Below are 12,761 nucleotides of genomic sequence, written 5' to 3'. Positions count from 1 at the left end.
CGCGAATGGGCCGAGAGGCACGCTCTGCCGGGCTTTCGGTACTCTCGGCGACGATGCACAAGACCCTGATCGTCACGAACGACTTCCCGCCCAGGCCCGGTGGCATCCAGGCGTTCCTGCACAACATGGCGCTGCGCCTGGACCCCGAGCAGCTCGTCGTCTACGCCTCCACGTGGAAGCGGGGGCGCGAGGGCGCCGAGGCGACGGCCGCCTTCGACGCGGAGCAGCCCTTCAAGGTCGTACGCGACCCCACGACGATGCTGCTCCCGACCCCGCGCGTCACACGGCGCGCGGTCTCGCTGCTGCGGGAACACGGCTGCGAGTCGGTGTGGTTCGGGGCCGCGGCGCCGCTGGGGCTCATGTCGCCCGCGCTGCGCAAGGCGGGCGCGAGGCGGCTCGTCGCCACGACGCACGGACATGAGGCGGGGTGGGCGCAGCTGCCCGCGTCACGCCAACTGCTGCGGCGCATCGGCGATTCGACGGACACGATCACTTATCTGGGCGAGTACACGCGCTCGCGGATCGCCGCCGCGCTCTCGCCCGCGGCGGCGGGGCGGATGGTGCAACTACCGCCGGGCGTCGACGAGAAGACGTTCCACCCGGGCTCGGGCGGGGACGCGGTGCGGGCCCGGCTCGGCCTGACGGACCGCCCCGTCGTGGTGTGCGTCTCGCGGCTCGTGCCGCGCAAGGGGCAGGACACGCTGATCCTCGCCATGCCGCGGATTCTGGCTCGGGAGCCTGAGGCGGTGCTGCTGGTCGTGGGGGGCGGCCCTTACGAGGCCGACCTGCGCAAGCTCGCCGCCGAGACCGGGGTCTCTGACTCCGTCCGGTTCACGGGGGCCGTGCCCTGGGAGGAGCTTCCCGCGCACTACGGCGCGGGCGACGTCTTCGCGATGCCGTGCAGGACCCGGCGGGGCGGGCTCGACGTGGAGGGCCTCGGGATCGTCTACCTGGAGGCTTCGGCGACGGGCCTCCCGGTCGTGGCCGGTGACTCCGGCGGGGCGCCGGACGCGGTGCTGGACGGTGAGACCGGCTGGGTCGTCCGGGGCGGCTCCCCGGAGGCCGCCGCGGACCGCATCGTCACCCTGCTCGGCGACGCGGAGCTGCGGGCGCGGATGGGGGAGCGGGGCCGGGAGTGGGTGGAGGAGCGGTGGCGCTGGGATCTCCTGGCGGAGAGGCTGCGGGCGTTGCTTTGAGCTGGCCGCGCAGTTCCCCGCGCCCCTGAAGGGGCGCTCAGGTGGGCCCCGTAAGGGGCGCGGGGAACTGCGCGAGCAACCAGCTACGACCGCACGTCGCCAAGGAAGCAGGCCTCCCACGGCGAGTGGGCGGAACCGTTAACGCTACCCGCGGTAAAGCGCCTCGATTTCGTCCGCGTAGTCCTTCGCGACAACATTCCGCTTCAGCTTCAGCGACGGCGTCAGATGGCCCGACTCCTCCGTGAACTGCGAGGCGAGGACACGGAACTTGCGTACGGACTCCGCCTTGGAGACCGCCGCGTTGCCGTCGTCCACCGCGGTCTGGATCGCGGCGAGAAGGTCCGGGTCCTCCCGGAGCGACGCGGCCGTGGAGCCCGCGGGCTTTCCGTTGTCCTGGGCCCAGCGTCCCACGAACTCGTCGTCCACCGTGACGAGCGCGCCCACGAAGGGCCGCCCGTCGCCCACGACCATGCACTCCGCGACGAGGGCGTGGGCGCGGATACGGTCCTCGATCACCGCGGGAGCGACGTTCTTGCCGCCCGCCGTCACGATGATCTCCTTCTTGCGGCCGGTGATCCGGAGGTAGCCGTCCTCGTCGAGGGTGCCGATGTCACCGGTGTGGAACCAGCCGTCGGCCAGCGCCTCCTCGGTCGCGCCCTCGTTGTTCCAGTACTCCGTGAACAGGTGCTCGCCGTGCAGCAGCACCTCGCCGTCGTCGGCGATCCGGACGACCGAACCGGGCAGCGGCTGGCCGACCGTACCGATCTTCTGGCGGTCCCACGGGTTGAAGGCGGTGGCCGCGCAGGACTCCGTCAGGCCGTAGCCCTCCAGAACCGTGAAGCCGATGCCGCGGAAGAAGTGCCCCAGGCGCTCACCGAGCGGCGCGCCGCCCGAGATCGCGTACTCGCCGCGCCCGCCGAGTACGGCCCGCAGCTTGCTGTAGACCAGCTTGTCGAACGTCTTGTACTTGATCTTCAGGCCGAGCGACGGACCGCTCGGGGTGTCGAGCGCGCGGCTGTACGCGATCGCCGTGTCCGCGGCCTTGTCGAAGATCTTGCCCTTGCCGTCGGCCTGCGCCTTGGCGCGCGCCGAGTTGTAGACCTTCTCGAAGACGCGCGGGACGCCCAGGATCATGGTCGGCCGGAACGAGGCCAGCTCGTCCGTGAGGTTCTTGACGTCGGGCGCGTGGCCCAGCTTGATCGGCGCCATCAGCGCGGCGACCTCGACCAGGCGGCCGAAGACGTGCGCGACGGGCAGGAAGAGGAGCACCGAGCACTCGCCGGTGCAGAAGAGCGGTTTGAGGCGCTCCACCACGTTGCCGCACTCCGCGAAGAAGCTGCGGTGGGTGAGCACACAGCCCTTGGGGCGGCCGGTGGTGCCCGAGGTGTAGACGATGGTGGCCGGGTCGTCCGCGCCCGCGACCGCGCTGCGCTCGTCGACGGTCTCCTCCGAGACCTCGGCGCCCGAGCGGTTCAGCTCGTCGACGCCGCCGGCGTCGATCTGCCAGACGTTGACCAGATCGGGAAGACGGTCGCGCACGGATTCGACGGCGGCGCTGTGCGCGTCGAGCTCCACGATGATGCCCACGGCGCCGGAGTCCCCGAGGATCCACTGGATCTGCTCGGCCGAACTCGTCTCGTACACCGGCACGGTGACCGCGCCCGCGCTCCAGATGGCGAAGTCGAGGAGGGTCCACTCGTAACGGGTGCGGGACATCAGGGCGACGCGGTCGCCGGGGCGCACTCCGGAGGCGATGAGCCCCTTGGCCGCGGCGCGCACCTCGGCGAGGAAGGTCTTGGCGTTGACGTCCTGCCAGGTGCCGTCCACCTTGCGGCCGATGACGGCGACATCCGGGTGCTGCGCGGCATTTCTGCGGACGATGTCGGTCAGATTGCCGTCCGCAGGGACCTCGTACAGGGCCGGAAGGCTGAACTCGCGCAAGACTGCTGCTCCTACATAGGGCGCCGGCGCCACGACGTTGTGCGATGCGACGGTGCGGTCCAAGATCGGGCAGGTGCTCCGGGGGAAATGGGGGGAAAGACAGCTGGAGCACTACTGGACTGCCCGGACGTTACCCATGGGTATGGCTTGTTCGGTAGGGGGTCCGGGCCAGATGTTCGGTGCGTCACACGACGTTGTGGTCTGAACCGCACAGTACGCCACGCCCTTCCCGACTCGGAAGTAACCGCAGGTCCGCCCCCTTCTTCGGGCCTCTACCCACGTCCGCCCGCGCGTTCTAGGGTGATCGGCATGCCAGGTTTCCGGGTCAATGTGGTCAGTGACGTGCACGGCAACACAAAGGATCTCGCCCGCGCGGGCGAGGGAGCCGACGCGCTCATCTGTCTCGGTGACCTGGTCCTCTTCCTCGACTACGCCGACCACTCGCGCGGCATCTTCCCCGACCTCTTCGGCAAGGAGAACGCCGATCACCTGGTCGAGCTGCGCACCGCCCGCCGGTTCGAGGAGGCCAGGGAGTTCGGCGCCCGGCTGTGGGCGGGGATGGACCGCGGGCCCGCCATCGAGAAAGCGGTGCGCAAGCAGTACGCCGAGATGTTCGCCGCCTTCCCCGCCCCGACGTACGCCACCTACGGCAATGTCGACATACCGACCCTCTGGTCGGAGTACGCGGCCCCAGGCACCACCGTCATCGACGGCGGCCGGGCCGAGATCGGCGGCCGGGTCTTCGGCTTCGTCGGCGGCGGCCTGCGCACGCCCATGCGGACGCCGTACGAGATCAGCGACGAGGAGTACGCGACCAAGATCGAGGCCGTCGGTGAGGTCGACGTGCTCTGCACGCACATCCCGCCGGACGTCCCCGAGCTGGTGTACGACACCGTCGCGCGCCGCTTCGAGCGCGGCAGCCGAGCCCTTCTCGCGGCCATTCACAAGACCCGCCCGCGGTACGCACTTTTCGGCCACGTTCACCAGCCGTTGACCCGGCGGATGCGGATCGGGGCGACGGAGTGTGTGAACGTGGGGCACTTCGCGAGCTCGGGCAGGCCGTGGGCCCTGGAGTGGTGACGGTGGGCCACTTCGTGCGCGGTAGCCTTCACGCGTCACACACGTACACACCACCCCCCGTACCGGACCGCATCTGGAGGAGCCACAGAGATGGCGGAACACACCAGCTCGAGCATCACGATCGAGGCGGCACCGGCCGAGGTGATGGGGGTGATCGCCGACTTCGCGCGCTACCCGGACTGGACGGGTGAGGTGAAGGAGGCGGAGGTGCTCGACACCGACGACCAGGGCCGCGCCAAGCAGGTCCGTCTCGTCATGGACGCGGGCGCGATCAAGGACGACCAGACACTCGGGTACACGTGGACCGGCGAGAACGAGGTCAGCTGGACCCTCGTCAAGTCGCAGATGCTGCGCTCGCTCGACGGCTCGTACCTCCTGAAGCCCGTGGCGAACGGCACGGAGGTCACGTACAAGCTGACCGTCGACGTCAAGATCCCCATGCTCGGGATGATCAAGCGCAAGGCGGAGAAGGTCATCACCGACCGGGCCCTCGCGGGCCTGAAGAAGCGCGTGGAGTCCGGCGCGAAGTAGCAGCGGCGGAGGAGATCCGCCGCGAGGCGGCGGGGCTCACCTCACGTACCGTTCACTCCCATGCGCACCCTCCTCGTCACCGGCCCCGGCGGCTCGGGCCGGACCACTGTCGCCGCGGCCACCGCGCTGTCCTCCGCACGCGAGGGGCACCGGACCCTGCTGATCTCCGCCGGCCCCGTCGACGCCATCGGCGCGGACCACGCGAACCTCACCCTGCGGGGACTGGCCCCCGGCGACGATTTCCGGGACGACCTCCTGGCCCTGCAGAACCGCGCGGGCTCCGCGCTCGACCTGCTCGGCGCCGGACGCCTCGACGGCGAGGAACTCACCCCCCTGCCCGGCAGCGACGAACTGGCCCTGCTGCGCGCCCTGCGCGATGCCGGACAGAGCGCATACGACACCGTCGTGGTGGATCTGCCCCCGGCGCCCCGCGCCCTCGCGGTCCTCGCGCTCCCCGAACAGCTGCGCCGCTATCTGCGCAGGCTGCTCCCGCCGGAGCGGCAGGCGGCCCGCGCCCTGCGGCCCATGCTCGGCCGCATCGCGGGCGTCCCGATGCCCGCCTCCTGGCTGTACGAGACCGCGGCCCGCTGGGACACCGAACTCGCCGCCGCGCAGGCCGTGATCGAGCACCCCGGCACGACGGTCCGCCTGGTCGCCGAGCCCGGACCCGCGGGCGCCGACGCCGTGCGCGCCGCCGCCACCGGCCTCGCCCTCCAGGGCCTGTGCACCGACGCCCTGTACGCCAACCGGGTCCTCCCGGACGACACCGCCGACCTCTGGCTCTCCGGGCTCGTCGCCCAGCAGCGCAAGACGCTGGTCGAGTGGGCACAGACGTACGGGGACATCCTCGGCACGCTCCCGCACCTGGGCCGCGACCCGCGGGGCGCCGAGGACCTGGCCGCCCTGGGGACGCCCGCCCCCGCCGCGGCCCCGGCGCCCGTCCGGTGGCGCGTCGTCGACGCGCTGGCCGACGACGGCGTCCTGGTCTGGCACATCCCGCTCCCCGGCGCCGTACGCGAAGAGCTGGGCCTGATCCGACGCGGGGACGAACTCGTCGTCACTGTCGGCACCTTCCGGCGCATCGTGCCCCTGCCGTCCGCCCTGCGCCGCTGCACCGTCGCGGGGGCCGGACTGCGTGACGGCGAGCTGCGGGTGAGGTTCGCTCCGGACCCCGATCTGTGGCCGCGGACACGGTGAACGCACAACCGCCGTTCGGGTAACGTCGAGAGTACGAATCCACCCGGACCGCCCTCCGCCCTCCGCCTTCCGCAGGAGTCTTCCGTCATGAGTGATGCCACCGAGCGCGAAGTGCCCGAACCCGAAGCGGCCAGCGCCGACGCCGACGCGTGGGCGAAGGCGTGCGCCGAGGATCTTGCGGCGGAGAAGGCCCGGCGCCGCGCCCAGTACGGGCCGCCGCCCGGATCGGCCGGCGAGGAGCTGCGCAAGCTCGTCGACGCCGTCTCGGAGAAGCTGTCCGGACTCCAGGGCCCGTTGTTCGGCGCGGTCGCGCAGGGCGCCGTCGAGCAGACCGTGCGGCAGGTCGTCCAGCAGGCGAAGGCCGCCGTCGAGCCCGTCATCGAGCGCAACCCCGACGTCTTCGACCACCTGGCATCCGCCGGCAGCGAACTGCTCGCCGCCTACCGCTCCGCGGTCGAGGGCCAGGAAGGCCGCTGGACCCGTGGCAGCGACGCCGCGAAGGGCCCCGGCCCCCGCGACGAGGGCCCCGGTCCCGCCGAACACATCGACCTGGACTGAACACCCCTCGGGTACGGTTGCCCATAGCGGGGCTCGACCGAAACTGAGGGACACATGGGACTCACCATCGGCGTCGATATCGGCGGCACCAAAATCGCGGCCGGAGTGGTCGACGAAGAGGGCACCATTCTCGACACCCACAAGGTGCCCACGCCGCCGACCGCCGAAGGCATCGTGGACGCGATCTGTGCCGCCGTCTCCGGAGCCGGCAAGGGGAACGACGTGGAGGCCGTCGGCATCGGCGCCGCCGGTTACGTGGACGACAAGCGCGCCACCGTTCTCTTCGCACCGAACATCGACTGGCGCCACGAGCCGCTCAAGGACAAGGTCGAGCAGCGGGTCGGCCTGCCGGTCGTCGTGGAGAACGACGCGAACGCCGCGGCCTGGGGCGAGTACCGCTTCGGCGCGGGCCAGGGCCACGAGGACGTCATCGTCATCACCCTGGGCACGGGCCTGGGCGGCGGCATCATCATCGGCAACAAGCTGCGGCGCGGGCGCTTCGGCGTGGCCGCCGAGTTCGGACACATCCGGGTGGTTCCCGACGGGCTGCTGTGCGGCTGCGGGAGCCAGGGCTGCTGGGAGCAGTACGCCTCCGGGCGCGCCCTCCTGCGGTACGGACGCCAGCGCGCCAACGCGACGCCGGAGAACGCGGAGATCCTGCTCGGTCTCGGCGACGGCACCGTGGAAGGCATCGAGGGCAAGCACATCAGCGAGGCGGCCCGGCACGGCGACCCCGTCGCCGTGGACTCCTACCGCGAGCTGGCCCGCTGGGTCGGCGCGGGCCTCGCCGACCTGGCCTCGCTCTTCGACCCCTCCGCGTTCATCGTGGGCGGCGGTCTCTCCGACGAGGGCGAGCTGGTGCTCGACCCGATCCGCAAGTCGTTCCGCCGGTGGCTCATCGGCGGGCAGTGGCGTCCGCACGCGCAGGTGCTCGCCGCGCAGCTGGGCAACAAGGCGGGGCTGGTCGGCGCCGCCGACCTGGCGCGCCAGGGGTGACCTCCGGCTGATCTCGAACGAGGCCCGCTGTTCCCTTCCGGGGGGCGGCGGGCCTCGTCGTGGCGGCACCGCGCGGCGCGTATCTTGATCCCCATGGTGACGCTGCCCAACTCCCGCACCGAAGACGACGGTTCAGCCGTGATCCGGGTGCTCAGCTACAACATCCGGTCCATGCGGGACGACACCGACGCGCTGGCCCGGGTGATCGCCGCCTGCGCGCCCGACCTCGTACTCGTCCAGGAGGCGCCCCGGTTCTTCCGGTGGCGCAAGAAGCTGGCGCGGCTCGCACGCGCCGCCGATCTGGTGGTGCTCTCGGGCGGCGCCACCGCGTCGGGGCCCGCGCTGCTCTGCTCGCTGCGGGCCACCGTCGAGCGCACCGAGGACGTACTGCTTCCGCTGACGCCGGGGCTGCACCGGCGTGGCTTCGCCACCGCCGTCGTCCGCTTCGGCGCGGCCCGGCTCGGCGTGCTGAGCTGCCATCTGAGCCTGCAGACCGACGAGCGGTACGAGCAGGGCGGGATGCTGCTCGACCGGCTCGCCGGAATGGGCGTGCAACACGCCGTCGCGGGCGGTGACCTCAACGACCGGCCCAAGGGGCGCACGTTCCAGCGGCTCGCCTCGGAGCTGCGGGACTGCTGGGCGACCGCGCCCTGGGGCGGCGAGAACACCTCGACGCCGTGGGACCCGCATCAGCGCATCGACGCGATCTTCGCCACCTCGGGCGTCGAAGTCCTCGGCTGCGGCGTGCCGTTGGATCTTGAGGGGGTGAGCGAGGTGGATCTGCGGGCGGCCACCGACCATCTGCCGGTGCTCGCCGCCCTCAGGATTCCCGCGGCCGCGAAGGCTTGAGGCCCCTCAGACCACCGCGCCGCGGCCCGGGTCCTCGTCCTCCTCGTCGTCGTCGCCCTTCATCCGCGACACCAGCGTGGCGAAGCCGCCGAGGAAGCCGCCGATGCTGAGGGTCGCCAGCCACCACGTCATCTGCCAGCCGAGCAGCACGGTGAGCAGGAGCAGCAGCGGGCCGCCGAGCACCGCGAGCCAGGCGAACTTCGCCGTCACGTCCGCGGCGGGCAGCGGCGGCGGCTCCGGCGGGACGAAGTGACCCTCGTCGTCCGCGCCCAGGTCGTCGTCCGAGGCCTCGGGCGCGTCATAGTCACGCGGGCCGGCGCCGCCCACGCCGGGGGCGAAGGAGACGGAGCCGCCCAGTGTCTTCTTGGACCCGGAGTCGTCCGGGTCGTCGGGAGCCGTGGGGTTCTTGGTGCTCTTGCCGCCCTTGTCGCTGTCGCTCTTGCCGCCGGCCGGGGTGTCGTTCGTCTCCGGCTCAAGCAGGGCCAGGTCCTCGATGGACTTGAACGGCTTGGCGCCCGGCGGGTCCGCCGGCTCCTGGCCGTACCCCGCGACGATCGCCTGCCAGGCCGCGTCCTCGTCGAGCGGCAGCCCCAGGCCTTCCGCGGGCTCCTGCCGCTTCTCGGGCTCGCGGCTCTCGCCGTCGGGTTCGATTCGGTCCTGCTCAGCCACCGGTGGCCGTCCCTTCCTTACCGACACTGGGGGCGAGCCGGCCGATGAACGCGTAGCTCTCCTCGAAGATCCGGTCCGCATCATGGTCCAACGTCGCGACGTGGTAGCTCTGTTCCAGGAGGATCTCGGTGACGTCCGTGGACGAGACCCGGCCGAGGACCCTGGCCGAGTCGGCCGGCGGCACCACATGGTCCTGCGGGCTGTGCAGCAGCAGCAACGGCTGGGTCACCTGCGGCAGTTCACCGTCCACCCGCTGGAAGAACCGGCGCAGGGAGTGCGCCGCGTGCAGCGGAATCCGGTGGTAGCCGACCTCCTCGGAGCCCTCCAGTGCGATGTCGCTCACGATGCCCTTCGTGGACGGCACCAGATACCGGGCGACCGGCAGCGCGTGCGCCGCGAGGCCGTGCACCTTGTTCCCCGGGTTCACCACGACGACGCCGCGCACCTCGTCGCCGTGCTTCGCCGCGAGCCGCAGCGCCAGCGCCCCGCCCATGGAGAGGCCGAACACGAAGACCTCCGTGCACCGCTCGAGGAGTACGCGCAGCTCGCGCTCCACCTCCGCGTACCAGTCCTGCCAGCCGGTGACCTGGAGGTCCTCCCAGCGTGTGCCGTGGCCCGGCAGCAGCGGGAGCGAGACGGTCAGGCCGCGGGCCGCGAGGAACTCCGCCCAGGGGCGCAGGGACTGCGGGGTTCCGGTGAAGCCGTGGCAGAGGAGGACGCCGACCTCGCCGCCCTCGTGGCGGTACGGCTCGGCTCCGGGGAGGACCGGCACTTCGGTCTCCTTCGTCAGATGTAGCTGCGGGGTGGGAGTACTTCACCGTACGCGACCGGACTGACACCGACCAGGGTCGTCGGGCCCTTTGGCCTTACTGCGGGTTAAGGTCTGATCCACACTTACAGGAGGCACTCGGTTTGATCTACGGCGCAATGAAGGTCGCCATCGGAGGGCCGCTGAAGCTCGGCTTCAGGCCCTGGGTGGAGGGCCTTGAGAACGTACCCGCCGATGGACCGGCCATCCTGGCGAGCAACCATCTCTCCTTCTCGGACTCCTTCTTCCTTCCCGCGGTCCTCGACCGCAAGGTCACCTTCATCGCGAAGGCGGAGTACTTCACATCCCCGGGCGTGAAGGGCAGGCTCACGGCGGCCTTCTTCAAGGGCGTGGGCCAGCTGCCCGTGGACCGCTCCGGCGGCCGGGGCGCGGGCGAGGCGGCCATCAAGAGCGGCATCGAGGTCCTGCAGCGCGGTGAGCTGTTCGGTATCTACCCGGAAGGCACCCGTTCGCCCGACGGCAGGCTCTACCGTGGCAAGCCGGGCGGCCTCGCGCGCGTGGCCCTGGCCACCGGGGCGCCCGTGCTCCCCGTGGCGATGATCGACACGGAGAAGATCCAGCCGCCGGGCAAGGTGATGCCGAAGCTGATGCGGCCCGGCATCAAGATCGGCGAGCCGCTCGACTTCAGCCGCTACCACGGCATGGAGCACGACCGGTTCGTCCTGCGGGCGGTGACCGACGAGGTCATGTACGAGATCATGAAGCTTTCCGGCCAGGAGTACGTCGACGAGTACGCGACGGCGGCCAAGCGCCGCCTCTCGGACGCGGCGAAGGCCGAGAAGGAAGCGGAGAAGAAGGCGGAGAAGGCGGCCGCGGCGGCCGAGAAGGAACGGTCCGGCGCGTAATCGCGTCGCTTCAGGGGTGAGTGGTGCACGGGGGGCCGACCGGCTTCCCAAGGGGTGGGGGACATGACCAAGCGCGTACGCGTCATGAGGATGTCGGTCGAGCAGCCGCTGTGGCGCGCGCTGACCGGCTACCGCGTGCTGACGATGCTGTACGCGATCGGCCTGTTCGTGGCCGCGTACGACAAGTTCGACCGCCCCTGGGTGGCCATCGCGTTCTACGCGGTGCTCGCCGGCTGGACCATCGGCACGCTCCCCAAGGTCGCGAACGCGGCGAGCTGCACCAAGCGGTTCCTGATCACCGACCTGACCATCGCGCTGGTCGGCATCCTGCTCACGCCGGTCGCCGACTCGCACCAGCGGATCGTCCACGACGGTCCGACGCTGCCGTCCATATGGACGGCGGGCGCGGTGCTCGCGTTCGCGATCAAGGGCGGCTGGCGGTGGGCGGCGTTCGCGTCGGCGCTCGTCGGCGTGGCCAACATCGCGCAGCGCGGCAGGCCCACCCAGGACACGCTCCACAACGTCCTGCTTGTCTGCATCGCCTCCATCGCCATCGGTTACGTGGTCGAGGTGGCCCGCGCCTCCGAGCGCACCCTCGCCCGCGCCCTGGAGATCGAGGCCGCGACCCGCGAGCGGGAGCGCCTGGCCCGCGACATCCACGACAGCGTGCTCCAGGTCCTGGCCATGGTGCAGCGGCGCGGCAGCGCGCTCGGCGGCGAGGCGGCGGAGCTCGGCAGGATGGCGGGGGAGCAGGAGGTCGCGCTCCGTACGCTGGTGGCGGGCGGCCTGGTCCTGCCGTCGCACGAGTCGGAGGACGCCTCGCTCGGGGCCGTGGTCCGCGCGGTGGAGGAGCCGGACGACGACACCGACGACGGAGAGAGCTGTGACCTGCGGTCGCTGCTCTTCCCGTACGCGGGCGCCAAGGTCACCGTCTCGGAGCCGGGCGCTCCGGTCGCCCTCGCGCCGAAGGCCGCCCGGGAGCTCGCCGCCGCGGTGGGCGCCGCCCTGGACAACGTCCACCGGCACGCGGGCCCGGACGCCGGGGCCTGGATCCTGGTCGAGGACGAGCCGGACGCCGTGATCGTGACGGTGCGGGACGACGGCCCCGGCATTCCCGAGGGCCGTCTCGCGGAGGCCGAGGGGGAGGGGCGGCTCGGTGTCGCCCTGTCGATCAGGGGCCGCCTGCGGGACATCGGAGGCACGGCCGAGCTGATCTCGGTGCCCGGCCAGGGCACGGAAGTAGAACTGAGAGTCCCACGGGGGAAGGCAGGAATCGAACGATGAGCGAGCAGCGACAGCAGGACGGCGCCGTCAGGGTGATGGTGGTCGACGACCATCCGATGTGGCGGGACGCGGTCGCCCGCGACCTCGCCGAGGCGGGGTTCGACGTGGTCGCCACGGCGGGCGACGGCGAGCAGGCCGTGCGCCGCGCACAGGCCGCGGCGCCCGATGTCCTCGTGCTCGACCTGAACCTGCCCCTGAAGCCGGGCGTCCAGGTCTGCAAGGAACTCGTGGCCGCCAACCCGGCCCTGCGCGTGCTGGTCCTCTCGGCGAGCGGCGAGCACGCCGACGTCCTGGAGGCGGTCAAGTCCGGTGCCACCGGCTATCTCCTGAAGTCGGCCTCCACCGCCGAGCTGACCGACGCGGTGCGCCGCACGGCCGTCGGCGACACGGTCTTCACCCCGGGGCTCGCGGGCCTCGTCCTCGGCGAGTACCGCCGCCTGGCATCCGATCCGGTGCCCGGCGCCCCGGACGAGCCGAAGGCCCCGCAGCTGACCGACCGCGAGACCGAGGTGCTGCGGCTCGTCGCCAAGGGCCTGAGCTACAAGCAGATCGCCGAACGCCTGGTCATCTCGCACCGCACCGTGCAGAACCACGTGCAGAACACCCTGGGCAAGCTCCAGCTGCACAACCGCGTCGAGCTCGTGCGGTACGCGATCGAGCGAGGTCTCGACGACGCGTGACCCCTTGCGACCCCGCGGCCGAACCCTCATATGGGTGAACTCGCGTGATCAACTCCCTTTGAACTCCCCTGGAACGAAAAGGAATTGACCATCCGGACCGTCCCCG

At 71.5% G+C, this 12,761-nt stretch carries 13 protein-coding genes; 10 read left to right on the top strand and 3 right to left on the bottom strand.

Annotated elements, in window-relative coordinates; all coding sequences use genetic code 11:
• The first annotated feature begins 53 nt into the window (after nt 1–53).
• Nucleotides 54–1,196, top strand: a complete 1,143-nt coding sequence (locus tag ACWFRU_RS01185) for a glycosyltransferase family 4 protein (RefSeq protein ID WP_453683667.1) — start codon at nt 54–56, stop codon at nt 1,194–1,196.
• 144 nt (nt 1,197–1,340) lie between these two features.
• Here the strand turns inward: ACWFRU_RS01185 and ACWFRU_RS01180 are convergent, their stop codons facing one another.
• On the bottom strand, nt 1,341–3,137 hold the full coding sequence (locus ACWFRU_RS01180) for an AMP-dependent synthetase/ligase (protein ID WP_453683666.1): 1,797 nt from the start codon (nt 3,135–3,137) through the stop codon (nt 1,341–1,343).
• A gap of 309 nt (nt 3,138–3,446) precedes the next feature.
• Here ACWFRU_RS01180 and ACWFRU_RS01175 point away from each other — a divergent pair, with 309 nt between their 5' ends.
• From ACWFRU_RS01175 to ACWFRU_RS01150, 6 genes are all read left to right on the top strand, one after another.
• A complete protein-coding gene (locus ACWFRU_RS01175; RefSeq protein ID WP_453683665.1) occupies nt 3,447–4,217 on the top strand; it encodes a metallophosphoesterase family protein in 771 nt (256 codons plus the stop codon).
• A gap of 90 nt (nt 4,218–4,307) precedes the next feature.
• Nucleotides 4,308–4,748: an SRPBCC family protein gene (locus tag ACWFRU_RS01170; RefSeq protein ID WP_453683664.1), complete on the top strand. Its 441-nt coding sequence runs from the start codon at nt 4,308–4,310 to the stop codon at nt 4,746–4,748.
• 60 nt (nt 4,749–4,808) lie between these two features.
• Entirely contained in the window at nt 4,809–5,945 is a 1,137-nt protein-coding gene (locus tag ACWFRU_RS01165) for an ArsA family ATPase (protein WP_453683663.1), read from the top strand.
• Nucleotides 5,946–6,032: 87 nt separating this feature from the next.
• Entirely contained in the window at nt 6,033–6,503 is a 471-nt protein-coding gene (locus tag ACWFRU_RS01160) for a DUF5304 domain-containing protein (protein ID WP_453683662.1), read from the top strand.
• Between the two features lie 54 nt (nt 6,504–6,557).
• Nucleotides 6,558–7,499 carry an ROK family glucokinase gene (locus tag ACWFRU_RS01155; protein ID WP_363208268.1) on the top strand — a complete coding sequence of 314 codons (942 nt, stop codon included), beginning with the start codon at nt 6,558–6,560 and terminating at the stop codon, nt 7,497–7,499.
• 93 nt (nt 7,500–7,592) lie between these two features.
• Nucleotides 7,593–8,348: an endonuclease/exonuclease/phosphatase family protein gene (locus tag ACWFRU_RS01150; protein WP_453683661.1), complete on the top strand. Its 756-nt coding sequence runs from the start codon at nt 7,593–7,595 to the stop codon at nt 8,346–8,348.
• A gap of 6 nt (nt 8,349–8,354) precedes the next feature.
• On the opposite strand, the gene ACWFRU_RS01145 is transcribed toward ACWFRU_RS01150, so the two are convergent.
• Nucleotides 8,355–9,017 (bottom strand): hypothetical protein, encoded by a 663-nt coding sequence (locus tag ACWFRU_RS01145; protein WP_453683660.1) that lies wholly within the window; start codon nt 9,015–9,017, stop codon nt 8,355–8,357.
• Complete coding sequence (locus ACWFRU_RS01140; protein ID WP_453683659.1) at nt 9,010–9,789, bottom strand: alpha/beta hydrolase; 780 nt, start codon at nt 9,787–9,789, stop codon at nt 9,010–9,012. Before ACWFRU_RS01140 ends, ACWFRU_RS01145 begins: the two co-directional genes overlap by 8 nt.
• Nucleotides 9,790–9,944: 155 nt before the next feature.
• On the opposite strand from ACWFRU_RS01140, the gene ACWFRU_RS01135 reads away from it, so the two are divergent.
• From ACWFRU_RS01135 to ACWFRU_RS01125, 3 genes are all read left to right on the top strand, one after another.
• Entirely contained in the window at nt 9,945–10,691 is a 747-nt protein-coding gene (locus tag ACWFRU_RS01135; RefSeq protein WP_453684473.1) for a lysophospholipid acyltransferase family protein, read from the top strand.
• A 63-nt stretch (nt 10,692–10,754) separates the two neighbouring features.
• Nucleotides 10,755–11,975 (top strand): MacS family sensor histidine kinase, encoded by a 1,221-nt coding sequence (gene macS / locus ACWFRU_RS01130; protein ID WP_453683658.1) that lies wholly within the window; start codon nt 10,755–10,757, stop codon nt 11,973–11,975.
• Entirely contained in the window at nt 11,972–12,655 is a 684-nt protein-coding gene (locus tag ACWFRU_RS01125) for a response regulator (protein WP_453683657.1), read from the top strand. Before macS ends, ACWFRU_RS01125 begins: the two co-directional genes overlap by 4 nt.
• The last annotated feature ends 106 nt before the right edge of the window (nt 12,656–12,761 follow it).

The organism is Streptomyces sp. NPDC055099 (assembly GCF_053607685.1).
The sequence above is the reverse complement of the archived record's forward strand: the minus strand, read 5'-3'. Positions and strand labels throughout refer to the sequence as shown.

Coding starts and splice junctions, on each gene's coding strand:
- ACWFRU_RS01185 (WP_453683667.1), top strand. CDS start 54: ATGCACAAGACCCTGATCGTCACGAACGACTTCCCGCCCAGGCCCGGT.
- ACWFRU_RS01175 (WP_453683665.1), top strand. CDS start 3,447: ATGCCAGGTTTCCGGGTCAATGTGGTCAGTGACGTGCACGGCAACACA.
- ACWFRU_RS01170 (WP_453683664.1), top strand. CDS start 4,308: ATGGCGGAACACACCAGCTCGAGCATCACGATCGAGGCGGCACCGGCC.
- ACWFRU_RS01165 (WP_453683663.1), top strand. CDS start 4,809: ATGCGCACCCTCCTCGTCACCGGCCCCGGCGGCTCGGGCCGGACCACT.
- ACWFRU_RS01160 (WP_453683662.1), top strand. CDS start 6,033: ATGAGTGATGCCACCGAGCGCGAAGTGCCCGAACCCGAAGCGGCCAGC.
- ACWFRU_RS01155 (WP_363208268.1), top strand. CDS start 6,558: ATGGGACTCACCATCGGCGTCGATATCGGCGGCACCAAAATCGCGGCC.
- ACWFRU_RS01150 (WP_453683661.1), top strand. CDS start 7,593: ATGGTGACGCTGCCCAACTCCCGCACCGAAGACGACGGTTCAGCCGTG.
- ACWFRU_RS01135 (WP_453684473.1), top strand. CDS start 9,945: ATGAAGGTCGCCATCGGAGGGCCGCTGAAGCTCGGCTTCAGGCCCTGG.
- macS (WP_453683658.1), top strand. CDS start 10,755: ATGACCAAGCGCGTACGCGTCATGAGGATGTCGGTCGAGCAGCCGCTG.
- ACWFRU_RS01125 (WP_453683657.1), top strand. CDS start 11,972: ATGAGCGAGCAGCGACAGCAGGACGGCGCCGTCAGGGTGATGGTGGTC.